The organism is Citrobacter sp. CK180 (assembly GCF_030333655.1).
GTDB classification, from domain to species: domain Bacteria; phylum Pseudomonadota; class Gammaproteobacteria; order Enterobacterales; family Enterobacteriaceae; genus Citrobacter_B; species Citrobacter_B koseri.
Genome location: NZ_JAOWFM010000022.1, coordinates 34,102 through 49,833 on the forward strand (window position 1 = coordinate 34,102; position 15,732 = coordinate 49,833).

Consider the following 15,732-nt stretch of genomic DNA (forward strand, 5'->3'; position numbering starts at 1 on the left):
GGGTAACGTCCAGAATGTGCAGGCATCATCAGCCAGAGGGCGGTTATGAGGAGGAATGCCATCTCCTGTAAAAAACGTAGCAATGAACTCTGTAATTAGCCAGATCTCGTGTAAGATTTTTTGGATTAACCAAACGGAAAATTGGCAAATATGATCATCAGCTCTCGTCACGCTCGTCTTGTCAGCAAAGTAAAAAAACGGGCTACGCTTGTCGCCACCGCGTTTTTACTTGCCAGTTGCGCCTCAAAACCTCCCGTTTCGCTGGTTACGCCCCCTTCTTCCGCGACGCCAGCCCCATCCCAGAAAAATCAGCAGCCGGTTCGTGGTATCTGGCTGGCAACCGTTTCGCGCCTTGACTGGCCTCCGGTCAGTTCCGTGAATACGAGTAATGCGGCGGTTCGGGTACGTCAACAACAGAACGCGTTGATCGAAAAGCTGGATAAACTAAAAAGTCTGGGAATTAATACCGTGTTTTTCCAGGTCAAGCCGGATGGAACGGCGCTCTGGCCGTCAAAAATTTTACCGTGGTCAGATATGCTGACCGGAAAGATTGGTGAAGATCCGGGCTACGATCCGCTACAGTTTATGCTTGATGAAGCGCATAAGCGGGGAATGAAAGTACACGCCTGGTTTAACCCCTACCGCGTATCAGTAAACACCAAACCGGCAACGGTGGCGCAGTTAAACGCGACGGTGACGTCAAATCCGGCGAGCGTGTTTGTGCTGCATCGCGACTGGGTGCGCATCTCTGGAGACCGTTTTGTTCTTGATCCCGGCATTCCTGACGTCCGGGACTGGATCACCAGTATCGTGGCGGAAGTGGTCACACGTTATCCCATCGATGGCGTACAGTTTGATGACTATTTCTATACCGAAACGCCTGGCTCCACGCTTAACGACAATTCCACCTTTGCCCGATATGGTCAGGCGTTTGCCTCAAAAGCGGACTGGCGGCGACACAATACGCAACTGCTGATTGAGCAGGTGTCCCGCACGGTCAAAAACCTGAAACCGGATGTTGAATTTGGCGTCAGCCCCGCTGGTGTATGGCGTAACCGCTCGCATGATCCGGCAGGTTCGGATACGAGGGGCGCGGCGGCGTATGATGAATCCTATGCTGATACTCGCCGCTGGGTGCAACTGGGATTACTGGATTACATTGCGCCGCAGCTCTACTGGCCCTTTGCGCGTGACGCGGCACGTTATGATGTGCTGGCGAAATGGTGGGCGGATGTGGTGAAACCCACGAATACCCATCTCTATATTGGCGTGGCGTTGTATAAAGTCGGCGAACCGTCAAAGAATGAACCGGACTGGATGATCAATGGCGGCGTCCCGGAGCTTAAGAAGCAACTGGATCTGAATGAATCCGTCTCACAAATCAAAGGCACAATCCTGTTCAGAGAAAGCTATCTTGATCGGCCGCAAACCCAGCAAGCGGTGAACTATCTGAAAAGTCGGTGGGGAAGCTAACCTCCCCACACCCTCTTTCCGTGAGACTGACTCAGCCGTCATCCCTTCAGGCGGCTGATATTCCCATCAATTTGCTTTTGGATATAGTTCAGCGTGTCGCTCGTGATTTGCCCCGGGTAGAGGTCGGTAGCAATTGCGCTGAACGTCGCCGCAACGTCGCAAATAGTCGCGATGATCTCCGCGACTCTGGGGGCTGGCAATTCGGCTTCCTGTTCGCCCAGCGCCTGAAGATGCTTTCTTTCAATATCCAGAGCTTCACCCATCACATCCATCTGGTGATAGCCGCCAGGCCCATCGCAATAGGTCACATCATAGGCGGGCGCCAGGGTCCATTGTCCATCTGCGGACATCAGATAAGCGAAGTTCTTAGGATGATCGTCCCGGTTGTTGAACACGACATTAAAGACCACTCGCTCGAAGGCAAGCGCTTTTTCCCGAATATCGTTGGTGCATATTTGCGTCGCACGTAAAAAACTTCGGTAGTCGAGCGAACCCGGCGTCTGGTAATTCGCGCCAGTGAAGGCGGCCAGACTTTGCATGGGCACACGCATCCCTTGTTCACGATCAAAACGGCGGGTGGCGAATGCCGCTTGCCCTTCCGGCAAGGCGAAATACGTAACGTCAGGCGTCTGGATGCCGCATTTGCGCAGACACGCTGAATAGACGGCTTCAATGGCGCAGACCTCGGCATGTTCCTGTCTGGCCGGGAATTTGACCAGCCAGCTTTCCGCGCCGGCTAACGGCGAGGTTGTGAATTTTGACGTGACAGTGTCACGGTAGAGTAATGCTTTTGGCCGTGCCCCCTGTGGTGAACCGCCCATCTGCAATAATTTTTGCAGGAACTCCCCGCCTTCTCCGCTCAGAACCTCCTGCACCTCTGCGGCCAGCTGCACCAGCGGGATCTCTTCTTGCGAGGTGAGTTCTGCCTCAGCCTGTACCGGCTGGAATGTCATTGCCCCCATTGCGTTGCCGCCCACCCAGGTGAGCCGCTCCAGGGGGCCAATCCGGGCGGCATTGAGTCCTCTGCGTTTGAATAAGCGATCCATCAGCAGCATTCCCCAGCCATCAGGCAGAGCGTCGTAAACCGGCCCCGGAAGATGTAATTGATGAGCCGGAAAGTCCCTGCGTAATCGCGGCCCCTCAAGCGGTAATGTTAAGCGGGATAGCTCAAAACCTTTGCGAACGGCCTCGTCACTGTATTCAAAGGCGATGACTGGCCGACCGGTCAATGCCGTTGATGAGACCAGCTTGCCCCAGAGCCATCGTTCCCCCCATCCTTCATAGAAGACGTCTATCTGCTCAGGCATCGCTATTTTTCCTCTTCACCCGCTGACGCGTCGCGCTCTTCTCATAACGTAAGATATCATCCAGGCTATCAATTTTGGGCTTGAACAGCGCTTTCAACGCGTCGCCATAACCTAATACCACCGCCACTCTGACCAGATTCTCGAAGCCCACATTTTTGCCTGCTTCAAGGTTTGAAACCGTATTGACGCCAACCCCCGCCCGGGCGGCCACGTCAGCCTGAGTCATCTGTTTTGCCAGGCGTTCTTTGCGTAACCGGTCGCACAGTAGCGTAACAATCTCGGCTGGAGAACTAAGGGTTAAATCCATCATAGTGTCCCTTATCGCAATATTTCTGACGTAATGCACAATATTATAGAGTTAATGTGCAACGAAGGCAAAAAGCATAAACCACTATATAATGGAGTTATTGGCTATTCATGGAGATAAAACACTAAATAATGGATTTAGTTATCTGACTGACACAAGCAGAACGTCTGCAATTTGCAGACGTTCTGTGAGGGAGAGAGAAAATTATGCCGCTGTGGGTTCAGGCAATCTGAATGAAGAGACCAGCAGCGCCAGTTGTTCAGCCTCTTCTTTCAGGACCTGGGTTCGCGCAGCGGCATCATCAATCAGCGACGCGTTCTGCTGAACCGTACTGTCCATTTCGGTTACTGCCAGCGTAACCTCAGAGACACCTTTACGCTGTTCTTCACCCGCCACGCGAATTTCACCCATCAATTGTCTGACCTGACGCACGTTGCCGACCAACTCGCCAAGACGATCCCCGGCGTTATGGATCTGCTGACTGCTGCTGTCTACGTGTGAAACCGACTCATCGATTAACGCCTTGATCTCCTGCGCGGCAGTGGCGCTGCGTTGTGCCAACGTGCGCACTTCAGAGGCGACGACGGCAAATCCGCGACCGGCATCACCTGCTCGTGCGGCTTCCACCGCCGCATTCAGCGCGAGAATGTTGGTCTGAAACGCGATGCTGTCGATAACGGCGACAATTTCCACCATCCTGCCGGACGACGCGCTGACGTTATCCATCGTGGAAATCACGCCCTGCATGACATCGCCACAGCGGTTAGCCGTTTGCGCCGTGTTTTCGGAAAGCTCATCGGCTAACTGTGTATTCCCGGTATTTTGATGAACGGTCGCATTTAATTGCTCCATCGCCGACGCGCTTTCCTCCAGCGCGGCAGCCTGCTGCGTTACGCGGGAGGATAACTCCATATTACTGTCAGCCAGACTGACGGCGTTATTCGCAACCACCACGCTACTGCTGCGAACGGTAATCAGGATCGCGGATATTTTGTCCACAAAGAGGTTAAAGGCCTGAGCAATATCGGAAATCTCATCTTTACCCCGGACGTCCAGGCGGCGAGTCAGGTCGCCTTCGCCCTGGGCGATATCATCCAGCGCGCGACGCGTATCGTCCAGACGAGAGATAAGACGGCGCACCACCAGCCAGGAGCCCACCAGCAGAATGGCCATGATCGGAATCAGCACTTCCAGTACATCCTTCATCATCACTTTTGCCAGTCCGACAACGCGTTCTTCAGGCGTCACCAGACCAACGATCCACCCGGTATCCGCCATCGGGAAAAGCATCACCCGGGAAGGCCCGTCCAGTATGCCGTCGTGTGCAAGAGGAATGGTGGCGACATCGGCCGAGGCATTCAGCGTTTTCAGCGATCCGGCTACCGGGGCGAGCCAGTCAGAGGCTTTGACCAGGTCAGTAAACGTTTTAAACTGCGCGTGATCGGCCTGCGGGAAATAGAGGATTTGCCCCTGTTTATCCACCACAAAGGCGTAACCGCCCGTGCTGTTCCCCTGCTGTTGCATAAAGGTGGCGACGTTATCCAGTCGGATATCGGTTGTGGCGACGCCGGCAAATTTCCCTGCCAGTTGATAAGGAATGCTACAGGTCACCATGTTAACCCCGGAAATCGTATCCTGGTAAACATCAGACCAGACGCAACTGTTCTGTGAGTGCCCTTTCGCCTGGAGATACCAGCTTTCGTTATGATAACCGCTTCCTCCGGCAACGTTGTAGTCGTCGGAAAAGATCAATTTCCCTTCTGCATCACGCGCCCAGAAGAAACTGCGTCGCTCAATGCCGGGCGTAAAGGCATCCGGCTCCGGCCAGATGCCGCCGCCGGTAATGATGGAATCATTCTGTTCGCCAATAAGATGCGGAACGACATGCTGGTATAGCGATTCGTCGTTTGGCAGCACTTCGGCAAGGCGCGACAGGCTTACCGTTTCACCTTCAATACGCGATAAAACAGTACCTAACTGGCGAGTCAGTCCTTGCCCTGTCTCCTCTATCAGGGCGGAGTTGATCTCAACAACGCGCGGCTGACCGCGCCAGAGCATAATGGCAACAATAACCAGCGTGGTCACTGCAAGCAGCGCAATCCCCCCAATCGTCAGACGGGTGGAAATGCGTGATGGATACCAGACCATACAAACCCCTTATGTAAACGACTCTCTTTTATTCAGTATCGGCACACAAATTTATATCTTTATGCGGTTTTATGGTTCGTTAAGAAATATTAACACGCTCTTAAATGTGACGTTGTCACTAATAACAAAATCCTGCACTTTCAGATGATTTAAATAGCATGATAAGTTTATTTTGAATATTATTTTTAATGCGTTGCTTTAATCACTTACGCGCCAGGCCTTGTGTTCTCCTGGTTGTAGCGCACTTCACAAGTCAGGGAGTTTTACGCTTCACCGCCTTCATACGTTGCTACAAACCTGTCTGTTATAAAAGAATAATTAATATCGTGTTGTATTTTAATGCGTAAAATGAACAGATTACTTGCCTGCTGAATATTTATTAAATCTACAAAAATAATACACTTTTCTTTCCGCCGATAAATAATGTGTCTCGCGCTTTTATATTTTTCTGCTATCTACGCTGGCGTTTGTCATTTTTGACCCTGCAATTTCTGGCATCACAATGTGATCCCTGCGACGGATTCGACACATTCATGCCCTCTCTGACGATCGCTGCACCAAAAGTGAACTAATCTGCACAAATGTTGATAATTCGTTAATTAAATATCACTTTAATTTAACAAAAAAGACGGCGATGCCGTGGTTTCCAGGTTGGCATGCGTCCTGCATTGTTAATTCAGTAACAGCGGAATGCTCTCTGACAGCTCACTAACAGCGAGACGGTAATGACATCAAAACCTGAGTTATTTGCCCGAATTGAGAAGAGCTTTAGCCAGCATACGCCCAGCGAAAAGCGCGTTGCAGGCTGGCTGTTAGCGCACGCGGCGCAGATACCGTTTGAAACGGCAGACGGTATCGCCAGAGCGACAGGCACCAGCGGCATCACGGTGGGACGTTATTTACGGAAGCTTGGTTTTCGTAATCTTGAGGACGCCAAGGCCAGCCTGCGGGAACTGCCATCCGTGCCCTATCAGCCCTGGGGGATGAATGAACGCCTTGACTCCTGGCAACAGCAGCAGCGGCTGCCCGACAGAGCGCGTCAGTCGCTGTCGCTGGAAATTGATGCCATCACCCACGTCTATCAGCTGGCGCAAAGTGAAACGTTCTTGCGAATCGCTCAGCAACTGGCGCATGCGGAGGCCGTGTATGTTCTGGGGATTCAGTCCACGCGCGGCATTGCTAACGCCTTTTTCAGCCATCTGGAATATCTGCGGCCCAAAGTCAGTTATTCCGAAGGGTTATCCGGGAGCTGGGTTGAGTCGCTGAATTCCGGGTTCGCACGGCCATATGTGGTGATCACGGATACCCGCGCCTATTCCGCCGCTGCCCGTCAGTATTGTCGCGTTGCCAGCGAGCGGCGCATTCCGCTGGCGTTAATCACTGATGTCTGGTGTCCGTGGGCCAGAGATTACGCCATCGACTTATTGCAGGTAAAAACCGACACCGGGCACTTCTGGGATTCACTCGCCCCCGTGAGCTGCCTGTTCAACTTATTGCTGTCAGGCGTGGTGGATCAACTGGGCGATACGCTTGCTGAACGGCTGCGAACCAATCGCCAGCTGCAACAAGAGTTTGGTCAATTCGAACAATAAACAGGAAACGTGCTATGTCAGAAACCCCTGAACTGGTCGATCTGTCAGTGATTTTCCCCTCGCTGCATATCGATCTCAAATACGCCACCGCCGATAACCTCACCGGCGCGCCCATTTACCGGGAGGCCCGTTGCCTGTTGCATACGGATGCCGTCACCGCGCTGGCGAAAAGTATCAGCATCGCGCAGCTGGCAGGGCTGTCTCTGGTGGTATACGACGCCTATCGTCCGCAGCAGGCGCAGTCGGTTCTGTGGCATGTCTGTCCCGATCCGCAATACGTGGTGGATGTGGCCATCGGTTCAAACCATAGCCGTGGTACGGCAATTGACGTCACTCTGATGGATGAGCATGGCAACGTGCTTGATATGGGGGCCGGTTTTGATGAAATGCACGATCGCTCGCACTCGTATCACCCTTCTGTTCCACCCGCAGCGCAACGTAATCGATTGTTATTGAACGCTATTATGTTTGGCGGTGGTTTTGTCGGCATCCGCAGTGAATGGTGGCATTTCGAATTGCCGGACGCGGCCAGCTACCCCTTGCTCGACGACTGCATTGCCTGTTTCCCGGCATCACGCACAACAACACAACCCTCCCTGTAATGGAGCACGGTCATGAAGACAACACACGCTTTAACTTCGCTGTTTCGTCCCGCCCTGATTGCCGTGGCACTGGCTGTTGCCCTGCCCGCCGCTCAGGCGGCTGTACCCAAAGATATGCTGGTGATTGGTAAAGCGGCCGATCCGCAAACGCTTGATCCTGCCGTCACTATTGATAACAACGACTGGACGGTGACCTACCCGTCTTATCAACGCCTTGTGCAGTACAAAACCGAGGGAGGTAAAGGTTCCACGGAGGTTGAAGGCGATCTGGCGAGCGACTGGAAGGCCTCAGACGATCAGAAAGAGTGGACGTTTACCCTTAATAAAGATGCCCGATTCGCTGATGGCTCGCCCGTTACGGCAGATGCGGTGCAACAATCTTTTGCGCGTCTGCTGAAAATTGGGCAAGGCCCGGCAGAAGCCTTTCCAAAAGATTTGAAAGTCGAAGCCGTCGATGACTATACGGTGAAATTTACGCTGAGCCAGCCGTTTGCGCCCTTCCTGTACACGCTGGCGAATGACGGCGCCTCCATTATTAACCCGGCGGTTCTGAAAGAACATGCCGCAGATGATGCGCGCGGTTTTCTGGCGCAGAATACCGCAGGTTCCGGCCCGTTTATGCTGAAAAGCTGGCAGAAAGGACAGCAGCTGATTCTGGTGCCGAATCCGCATTATGCGGGAGCCAAACCTGCCTTTAAGCGCGTGTCGGTAAAAATTATTGGTGAGAGCGCTTCCCGCCGCCTGCAATTGTCGCGGGGAGACATCGACATTGCCGATGCTCTCCCGGTAGACCAGCTCAACGCGTTAAAACAGGAAGGGAAAGTCAACGTGGCGGATTACCCTTCGCTGCGCGTGACTTATCTCTATCTGAACAACAGTAAAGCGCCGCTGAATCAGGTGGATTTGCGCCGGGCCATCTCATGGTCAACGGACTATCAGGGCATGGTGACGGGTATCCTCAGCGGTAACGGCAAGCAGATGCGCGGCCCGATTCCTGAAGGTATGTGGGGCTATGACGCGAAGGCAATGCAGTACAGTTTTGATGAAGCGAAAGCCAAAGCCGCCTGGGAGCAAGTCGCGACCAAGCCCGATGGCCTGAGCTTCCTCTACTCTGATAACGATCCAAACTGGGAGCCGATTGCGCTTTCCACGCAGGCCAGCCTCAGCAAGCTGGGCATTAAGGTGAAGCTGGAAAAACTGGCGAATGCCACCATGCGCGACCGGATCGGCAAAGGTGATTACGACATTGCCATCGGCAACTGGAGCCCGGACTTCGCCGACCCGTACATGTTCATGAACTACTGGTTTGAGTCTGATAAGAAAGGCCTGCCGGGTAACCGTTCGTTTTATGACAACGCCGGGGTCGATAAACTTCTGCGCAGCGCGCTGACCACCACCGATCAGGCGGCCAGAACGAAGGATTACCAGCAGGCGCAAACCATCGTGATTGATGAGGCCGCCTACGTCTATCTCTTCCAGAAAAACTACCAGCTGGCGATGAACAAAGAGGTCAAAGGCTTTGTTTTCAACCCCATGCTGGAACAGGTCTTTAACATTGGCGCCATGAGTAAATAAGCCACGTTGATGCGGGGCCGTTATGGCTCCGCAAGGGGAAGCCTATGACGTTCTGGAGCATTTTACGCCAGCGATGCTGGGGACTAATTCTGGTGGTCGCCGGTGTTTGCGTAATTACGTTTATTATTTCTCACCTGATTCCTGGCGACCCTGCGCGACTGCTGGCCGGCGATCGCGCCAGCGATGAGATTGTCGAAAACATTCGCCAGCAGCTGGGGCTGGATCAGCCGCTGTATGTGCAATTTTTTCGCTATGTCAGCGACGTTTTTCACGGTGATCTGGGCACGTCTATACGCACTGGCCGCCCGGTAATGGAAGAGTTGCGCGTGTTTTTCCCCGCCACGCTTGAACTGGCCTTCTGTTCCCTGCTGCTGGCGTTGGTGATCGGAATTCCGCTGGGGATTTTATCCGCCGTATGGCGAAACCGCTGGCTGGACCATCTGGTGCGGCTGATGGCGATAACCGGCATTTCCACCCCGGCGTTCTGGCTGGGGCTGGGCGTTATTGTTCTGTTTTACGGGCATCTGCAAATTCTGCCCGGCGGTGGAAGGCTTGATGACTGGCTGGACCCGCCCGCCCACGTCACCGGGTTCTACCTGATTGACGCGCTGCTGGAGGGGAATGGCGAGGTCTTTTTCAACGCGTTACAACACCTTATTTTACCGGCGCTGACCCTGGCGTTTGTCCACCTGGGAATTGTCGCCCGTCAGATTCGTTCCGCCATGCTGGAGCAACTCAGCGAGGACTACATTCGCACCGCGCGTGCCAGCGGTCTGCCTGGCTGGTACATCGTGCTCTGCTATGCCTTACCTAACGCCCTGATTCCGTCGATTACCGTTCTGGGGCTGGCGCTGGGGGATTTGCTGTATGGCGCCGTGCTTACCGAGACGGTCTTTGCCTGGCCGGGAATGGGGGCCTGGGTGGTCACCTCTATTCAGGCGCTGGATTTTCCGGCGGTGATGGGGTTCGCCGTAGTGGTCTCTTTGGCTTATGTGCTGGTAAACCTGGTCGTCGATTTACTCTATTTGTGGATCGATCCCCGAATCGGTCGCGGAGGTGCTGAATGATGTTAACGCAAGAGACGCCCGCCCCGTCGCAGACCGCCCGCCGCCGGATCGACTGGGCAAAACTCTTCTGGCTGATGAAAAGCAGCCCGCTGACGCTGACCGGCGGCGTGATTATCATCCTGATGTTGCTACTGATGGTGCTGTCGCCCTGGATAACGCCTTACGATCCCAATGCCATCGATTTGACCGCACGCCTGCTTGCGCCCTCTGCGACGCACTGGTTCGGCACTGACGAAGTGGGACGCGATCTGTTCAGCCGCGTACTGGTCGGCAGCCAGCAATCCATTGTCGCCGGGCTGGTCGTCGTAGGGATTGCCGGTGGAATCGGCTCCTTGCTTGGCTGTCTGTCCGGCGTCATGGGCGGGCGCGCCGACGCTATTATTATGCGCCTGATGGATATTATGCTGTCGATTCCTTCGCTGGTGCTGACGATGGCGCTGGCCGCCGCGCTGGGGCCGAGCCTGTTTAACGCCATGATGGCGATCGCCATTGTCCGTATTCCTTTTTATGTGCGCCTGGCGCGAGGGCAAACGCTGGTCGTGCGCCAGTTTACCTATGTACAGGCTGCCCGAACGTATGGCGCTTCCCGCTGGCACCTTATCAGCTGGCATATCTTACGTAATTCGCTGCCGCCGCTTATCGTGCAGGCGTCGCTGGATATTGGCAGCGCGATCCTGATGGCCGCCACGCTGGGCTTTATTGGCCTTGGCGCACAACAGCCCTCCGCTGAATGGGGCGCAATGGTGGCTATTGGTCGTAACTATGTCCTAGACCAGTGGTGGTATTGCGCCTTTCCTGGGGCGGCGATCCTGATTACCGCTGTCGGGTTTAACCTGTTTGGCGATGGTATTCGCGATCTGCTTGACCCTAAAGCCGGAGGAAAACAGTCATGACCCAACCCGTGCTGGAAATTGAGGATTTACACCTGAGCTTTCCGGGTTACAAAGCCGATGTTCACGCCCTTAACCACGTATCGTTGCGTATCGACCGGGGCGAAATCGTCGGCGTGGTCGGCGAGTCCGGGTCAGGTAAATCCGTCACCGCCATGCTGGCAATGCGGCTGCTGCCGGAAGGCAGCTATCACATTCATCAGGGCCGCGTATCGCTGCTGGGCGAGGACGTGCTGAATGCCAGCGAAAAGCAGATGCGTAAATGGCGCGGCGCGCGCGTGTCGATGATCTTCCAGGAGCCAATGACGGCGCTGAATCCCACCCGGCGCATTGGGCAACAAATGGTGGAAGTCATTCGCTATCATCAGGCGGTGAGCCGCCAGGCGGCGCGGGAAAAAGCCATCGCCCTGCTGGAAGAGATGCAAATTCCCGATGCGGCGCAGGTTATGGCGCGATTTCCGTTTGAGCTTTCCGGCGGGATGCGCCAGCGGGTGATGATCGCGCTGGCATTCTCCTGCGAGCCGGAGCTGATTATTGCCGACGAACCCACTACCGCGCTGGACGTCACGGTGCAGCTACAGGTTCTGCGTTTGCTGAAACTAAAAGCGCGAGCCAGCGGTACTGCGGTGCTGTTTATCAGTCATGATATGGCGGTGGTATCGCAGTTGTGCGATCGGCTGTATGTCATGTACGCCGGAAGCGTGATTGAGAGCGGCCCCACGCAGACGGTTATTCACCGCCCCACGCATCCCTATTCCATTGGTTTGTTGAAATGCGCGCCGGAACACGGCGAACCTCGCGCGCCGCTGCCCGCGATTCCAGGGACGGTGCCTAACCTGACCTGCCTGCCAACCGGATGCGCCTTCCGCGAACGCTGTTTTGCCGCCGGGACGCTGTGCGAGGCTGTCCCGGCGCTGGAGAATCATGGCGAACCTGAACAACAATCCGCCTGCTGGTATCCACAACAGGAGATGACGCATGCCTGACATATTGCTCTCGTTACGGGATGTCCATATCACCTTCCCCGCCCGTAAAAACTGGTTGGGGCGGGTGACGGAACGCGTACATGCCCTGAACGGTATGGATTTGCAGATTCGCCAGGGAGAAACGCTCGGCATCGTGGGGGAATCCGGCTGCGGGAAAAGTACGCTGGCGCAACTGCTGATGGGAATGTTAAAACCCAGCCACGGCGAGTGCTCGCGGCCTGGCGTTGCTCGCACCGGCGCCAACAGCGGGATGCAGATGGTCTTTCAGGACCCGCTCTCTTCGCTGGACCCCCGATTACCCGTCTGGCGGATTATCACTGAGCCCGTCTGGCTCCAGAAGCATAACAGCGAACGTGAACGGCGGACGCTGGCGGAAGAACTGGCCTTACAGGTTGGCATCCGGCCTGAGTACCTCGACAGGCTTCCCCATGCGTTTTCCGGCGGACAACGCCAGCGCATCGCCATTGCTCGCGCCTTATCGTCAGAGCCGGACGTTATCGTGCTTGATGAACCGACTTCCGCGCTGGATATCTCCGTGCAGGCGCAGATCCTGAATCTGCTGGTTGCGCTACAGACGCGCCGTAAACTGACGTATGTGTTGATTTCACACAACGTGTCGGTTGTGCGATATATGAGCGATCGGGTTGCGGTGATGTATCTCGGGCAAATTGTTGAACTGGGCGACGCGCAACAGGTGTTAACCACGCCTGCGCATCCCTATACCCGGCTGTTGCTGGATTCCGTGCCGAAAACAGGTGCGCCACTGGCAGAAGACCTGGTGCTGCGCAAAACGGAACTACCGGGGAACCGCCACCTGCCGCAAGGGTGTTATTTTCGCGATCGCTGTCCGCTGGCAACCCGTGGCTGTGAAAAACCGCAGGCATTATTGACGCGGGGATCGGAGAGCGACGTTCGCTGCTGGCGAGCGGTGGAGTAAGAGCCAGACAATCGCCCGGTGGCGCTGTCGCTTACCGGGCCTACAGAGTGTTTTGTGGAGCCGACCCGACGCTCAATCACCGGGCCGTCGAGATTGATGCCGTTATGACGTCAACTGATAATCCAGCGTGATTTCTGCTTTCAGCACCTGCGAAACCGGGCATCCGGCTTTCGCTTTCTGAATAATGCCGTCAAAGGTGGACGCATCAATGCCAGGTACGGCAACTTTACTGTGCAACGCAATTTTCGTGATCGCAAAACCCGCGTCGACTTTATCCAGCGAGACATCGGCTGTCGTGTCGATTGACGATGGGGTAAAACCCGCCTCGCCCAGCATCAGCGAAAGCGCCATCGAGAAACAGGCCGCGTGGGCCGCGCCGATCAACTCTTCCGGGTTGGTTCCTTTTACGCCTTCAAAGCGTGTATTAAAGCCATAGGGTTGTTGATTCAACACGCCGCTTTCGGTCGATACCGTACCTTTTCCACCTTTAATATCGCCTTCCCAGTGTGCCTGACCTTTCTTATGGATTGTCATTCTTGCTCTCCTGTTGGCTCAAAACAGAAAGTATAGACCAACTCTGTTACACGCGTTCGGTCGCCTTCCGGGGAAAACCTGCTATGCTGTACCAGCAACCTAAGGGGTTACGTTTCTTTCGCAATTGCGAATTTGTCCTTAAAACTAGCAACAGGATTGAGGAGTTAAAATGAAATCGAACCGTCAGGCCCGTCATATTCTTGGACTGGACCATAAAATTTCCAACCAACGCAAACTCGTGACCGAAGGCGACAAAGTCAGCGTGGTCAACAACCCTACTGGCAGAAAACGTCACGCTGACAGCCAAAAGTAAGCGCCCCGTTCTGATATGACGATAAACACCATTGCAACCGCAATGGTGTTTTTGCTTACAAAAGCCTGGATTCATTCACAATGCTTTATACTCTTTGCCCGACGCCCTGGTGAAAACCTAAGTACGCCCATAAAACAGCACCAGGAACGGATATTCGAAAAAGAGTGAGTGACATGGAAACCAAAATCAAGAAACAGCGTTCCCTTTATATTCCTTACGCTGGCCCTGTGCTGCTGGAATTTCCTCTCCTGAATAAAGGAAGCGCTTTCAGTATAGAAGAACGCCGTAACTTCAACCTGCTGGGGTTACTGCCGGAAGTGGTCGAATCGATTGAAGAACAGGCGGAGCGCGCCTGGATCCAGTATCAGGGATTCAAAACGGAAATCGATAAACATATCTATCTGCGCAACATTCAGGATACCAACGAAACCCTGTTCTACCGACTGGTGCAAAACCATCTCGATGAGATGATGCCGGTTATCTATACCCCAACGGTGGGCGCCGCCTGTGAGCGCTTCTCTGAGATCTACCGTCGCGCGCGCGGCGTGTTCATCTCTTATCAGAACCGCCACAACATGGACGATATCCTGCAAAATGTGCCTAACCACAATATCAAAGTGATTGTGGTGACGGACGGGGAACGCATCCTCGGTCTTGGCGACCAGGGCATTGGCGGAATGGGGATTCCAATCGGTAAACTGTCGCTGTACACCGCCTGTGGCGGCATCAGCCCGGCCTATACCCTGCCGGTGGTGCTGGACGTCGGCACCAACAATCAGCAGTTGCTGAACGATCCGCTCTATATGGGCTGGCGTAACCCGCGCATCACCGATGACGAATACTATGAATTCGTCGATGAGTTTATTCAGGCGGTGAAACAGCGCTGGCCGGACGTCTTGCTGCAATTCGAAGATTTCGCGCAGAAAAACGCGATGCCGCTGCTTAATCGCTATCGCGATGAAATCTGCTCTTTCAACGATGATATTCAGGGAACGGCAGCCGTGACCGTCGGTACTCTGATTGCCGCCAGCCGTGCGGCGGGCAGCCAGTTGAGCGAGCAGAAAATCGTCTTCCTTGGCGCAGGTTCTGCCGGTTGCGGGATCGCTGAACAGATCATCGCGCAGACCCAACGCGAAGGGCTCAGCGAAGAAGCCGCTCGCCAGAAAGTGTTTATGGTGGATCGCTTTGGTCTGTTGACGGACCAGATGCCTAACCTGCTCTCATTCCAGACGAAGCTGGTGCAAAAACGCGAGAACCTGCAACACTGGGACAGCGAAAGCGAAGTGCTCTCCCTGCTTGATGTCGTGCGCAACGTGAAGCCGGACATTCTGATTGGCGTGTCGGGGCAAACCGGGCTCTTTACTGAAGAGATCATTCGCGAGATGCACAAGCACTGCCCACGTCCGATCGTGATGCCGCTGTCTAACCCGACGTCCCGCGTTGAAGCCACGCCTCAGGACATCATCGCCTGGACCGAAGGCAATGCGCTGGTCGCGACCGGCAGTCCTTTCGCGCCGGTGGCCTGGAAAGATAAAATTTACCCTATTGCGCAATGTAATAACGCCTACATCTTCCCGGGGATCGGCCTGGGCGTGATTGCGTCCGGCGCGTCGCGTATTACCGACGAAATGCTGATGTCGGCAAGCGAAACGCTGGCGAAATACTCTCCGCTGGTGCTCAACGGCGAAGGTCTGGTATTGCCGGAGCTGAAAGATATTCAGACCGTGTCGCGAGCGATTGCCTTTGCCGTGGGTAAAATGGCGCAGCAACAGGGCGTGGCGGTAAAAACGTCCGCAGAAGCGCTACAGCAAGCCATCGACGAGAATTTCTGGCAAGCGGAATACCGCGATTACCGCCGTACCTCTATCTGAGTGTTTGCCCGGTGGCGCTACGCTTACCGGGCCTGCGTTTTATACGGTTGTCGGCCGGATAAGCGCAGCGCCATCCGGCATTCTGTTGGCAAAAAAAAAGCGCTACAGACGTAGCGCTTTTGTCTTTTGA

14 protein-coding genes and 1 riboswitch are annotated in these 15,732 nt (G+C 54.7%); of the genes, 10 read left to right on the plus strand and 4 right to left on the minus strand.

All coding sequences use genetic code 11. From position 1 onward, the window contains the following. Positions 1 to 12: 12 nt before the first annotated feature. A riboswitch (Fluoride riboswitch) is annotated at positions 13 to 75 on the minus strand. Between the two features lie 75 nt (positions 76 to 150). Then, entirely contained in the window at positions 151 to 1,473 is a 1,323-nt protein-coding gene (locus tag OGV50_RS00650; RefSeq protein WP_049011696.1) for a glycoside hydrolase family 10-like protein, read from the plus strand. 38 nt (positions 1,474 to 1,511) lie between these two features. Here the strand turns inward: OGV50_RS00650 and OGV50_RS00655 are convergent, their stop codons facing one another. The 3 genes from OGV50_RS00655 to OGV50_RS00665 all read right to left on the minus strand — a co-directional run bounded on the left by OGV50_RS00655 (position 1,512) and on the right by OGV50_RS00665 (position 5,235). After that, positions 1,512 to 2,780: a type II toxin-antitoxin system HipA family toxin gene (locus OGV50_RS00655; RefSeq protein ID WP_049011697.1), complete on the minus strand. Its 1,269-nt coding sequence runs from the start codon at positions 2,778 to 2,780 to the stop codon at positions 1,512 to 1,514. After that, a complete protein-coding gene (locus OGV50_RS00660; RefSeq protein WP_047463672.1) occupies positions 2,773 to 3,087 on the minus strand; it encodes a helix-turn-helix domain-containing protein in 315 nt (104 codons plus the stop codon). The genes OGV50_RS00655 and OGV50_RS00660 overlap by 8 nt, the downstream gene beginning before the upstream one ends. A 204-nt stretch (positions 3,088 to 3,291) precedes the next feature. Beyond that, on the minus strand, positions 3,292 to 5,235 hold the full coding sequence (locus OGV50_RS00665; protein ID WP_012132402.1) for a methyl-accepting chemotaxis protein: 1,944 nt from the start codon (positions 5,233 to 5,235) through the stop codon (positions 3,292 to 3,294). A gap of 725 nt (positions 5,236 to 5,960) precedes the next feature. Between OGV50_RS00665 and OGV50_RS00670 the strand changes: the two genes are divergently transcribed. Genes OGV50_RS00670 through OGV50_RS00700 form a run of 7 tightly spaced genes read left to right on the plus strand, consistent with a single transcriptional unit; the run spans position 5,961 to position 12,884 of the window. Next, the gene (locus tag OGV50_RS00670; RefSeq protein ID WP_012132399.1) at positions 5,961 to 6,827 is read left to right on the plus strand and encodes a MurR/RpiR family transcriptional regulator; all 867 of its coding nucleotides are present in this window, start codon (positions 5,961 to 5,963) and stop codon (positions 6,825 to 6,827) included. A gap of 14 nt (positions 6,828 to 6,841) precedes the next feature. Next, entirely contained in the window at positions 6,842 to 7,429 is a 588-nt protein-coding gene (ddpX, locus tag OGV50_RS00675) for a D-alanyl-D-alanine dipeptidase (RefSeq protein ID WP_200090613.1), read from the plus strand. A gap of 12 nt (positions 7,430 to 7,441) precedes the next feature. Continuing rightward, entirely contained in the window at positions 7,442 to 9,004 is a 1,563-nt protein-coding gene (locus OGV50_RS00680; RefSeq protein ID WP_200090614.1) for an ABC transporter substrate-binding protein, read from the plus strand. Between the two features lie 44 nt (positions 9,005 to 9,048). Next, on the plus strand, positions 9,049 to 10,071 hold the full coding sequence (locus OGV50_RS00685) for an ABC transporter permease (protein WP_012132396.1): 1,023 nt from the start codon (positions 9,049 to 9,051) through the stop codon (positions 10,069 to 10,071). Continuing rightward, positions 10,068 to 10,964 carry a D,D-dipeptide ABC transporter permease gene (gene ddpC, locus OGV50_RS00690; RefSeq protein WP_012132395.1) on the plus strand — a complete coding sequence of 299 codons (897 nt, stop codon included), beginning with the start codon at positions 10,068 to 10,070 and terminating at the stop codon, positions 10,962 to 10,964. The genes OGV50_RS00685 and ddpC overlap by 4 nt, the downstream gene beginning before the upstream one ends. After that, entirely contained in the window at positions 10,961 to 11,947 is a 987-nt protein-coding gene (locus tag OGV50_RS00695) for an ABC transporter ATP-binding protein (RefSeq protein ID WP_200090615.1), read from the plus strand. Before ddpC ends, OGV50_RS00695 begins: the two co-directional genes overlap by 4 nt. Next, entirely contained in the window at positions 11,940 to 12,884 is a 945-nt protein-coding gene (locus OGV50_RS00700; protein ID WP_060816083.1) for an oligopeptide/dipeptide ABC transporter ATP-binding protein, read from the plus strand. The genes OGV50_RS00695 and OGV50_RS00700 overlap by 8 nt, the downstream gene beginning before the upstream one ends. Positions 12,885 to 12,986: 102 nt before the next feature. Here the strand turns inward: OGV50_RS00700 and osmC are convergent, their stop codons facing one another. Continuing rightward, a complete protein-coding gene (gene osmC / locus OGV50_RS00705) occupies positions 12,987 to 13,418 on the minus strand; it encodes a peroxiredoxin OsmC (RefSeq protein WP_200090616.1) in 432 nt (143 codons plus the stop codon). Positions 13,419 to 13,587: 169 nt separating this feature from the next. Between osmC and sra the strand changes: the two genes are divergently transcribed. Together sra and maeA are read left to right on the plus strand one after the other, a co-directional pair. Then, complete coding sequence (gene sra, locus OGV50_RS00710) at positions 13,588 to 13,731, plus strand: stationary-phase-induced ribosome-associated protein (RefSeq protein WP_024130331.1); 144 nt, start codon at positions 13,588 to 13,590, stop codon at positions 13,729 to 13,731. Between the two features lie 173 nt (positions 13,732 to 13,904). Further along, positions 13,905 to 15,602, plus strand: coding sequence for a malate dehydrogenase (maeA, locus tag OGV50_RS00715; protein ID WP_012132390.1), 1,698 nt, complete (start codon positions 13,905 to 13,907; stop codon positions 15,600 to 15,602). The last annotated feature ends 130 nt before the right edge of the window (positions 15,603 to 15,732 follow it).

Coding starts and splice junctions, on each gene's coding strand:
- OGV50_RS00650 (WP_049011696.1), top strand. CDS start 151: ATGATCATCAGCTCTCGTCACGCTCGTCTTGTCAGCAAAGTAAAAAAA.
- OGV50_RS00655 (WP_049011697.1), bottom strand. CDS start 2,780: ATGCCTGAGCAGATAGACGTCTTCTATGAAGGATGGGGGGAACGATGG.
- OGV50_RS00660 (WP_047463672.1), bottom strand. CDS start 3,087: ATGGATTTAACCCTTAGTTCTCCAGCCGAGATTGTTACGCTACTGTGC.
- OGV50_RS00665 (WP_012132402.1), bottom strand. CDS start 5,235: ATGGTCTGGTATCCATCACGCATTTCCACCCGTCTGACGATTGGGGGG.
- OGV50_RS00670 (WP_012132399.1), top strand. CDS start 5,961: ATGACATCAAAACCTGAGTTATTTGCCCGAATTGAGAAGAGCTTTAGC.
- ddpX (WP_200090613.1), top strand. CDS start 6,842: ATGTCAGAAACCCCTGAACTGGTCGATCTGTCAGTGATTTTCCCCTCG.
- OGV50_RS00680 (WP_200090614.1), top strand. CDS start 7,442: ATGAAGACAACACACGCTTTAACTTCGCTGTTTCGTCCCGCCCTGATT.
- OGV50_RS00685 (WP_012132396.1), top strand. CDS start 9,049: ATGACGTTCTGGAGCATTTTACGCCAGCGATGCTGGGGACTAATTCTG.
- ddpC (WP_012132395.1), top strand. CDS start 10,068: ATGATGTTAACGCAAGAGACGCCCGCCCCGTCGCAGACCGCCCGCCGC.
- OGV50_RS00695 (WP_200090615.1), top strand. CDS start 10,961: ATGACCCAACCCGTGCTGGAAATTGAGGATTTACACCTGAGCTTTCCG.
- OGV50_RS00700 (WP_060816083.1), top strand. CDS start 11,940: ATGCCTGACATATTGCTCTCGTTACGGGATGTCCATATCACCTTCCCC.
- osmC (WP_200090616.1), bottom strand. CDS start 13,418: ATGACAATCCATAAGAAAGGTCAGGCACACTGGGAAGGCGATATTAAA.
- sra (WP_024130331.1), top strand. CDS start 13,588: ATGAAATCGAACCGTCAGGCCCGTCATATTCTTGGACTGGACCATAAA.
- maeA (WP_012132390.1), top strand. CDS start 13,905: ATGGAAACCAAAATCAAGAAACAGCGTTCCCTTTATATTCCTTACGCT.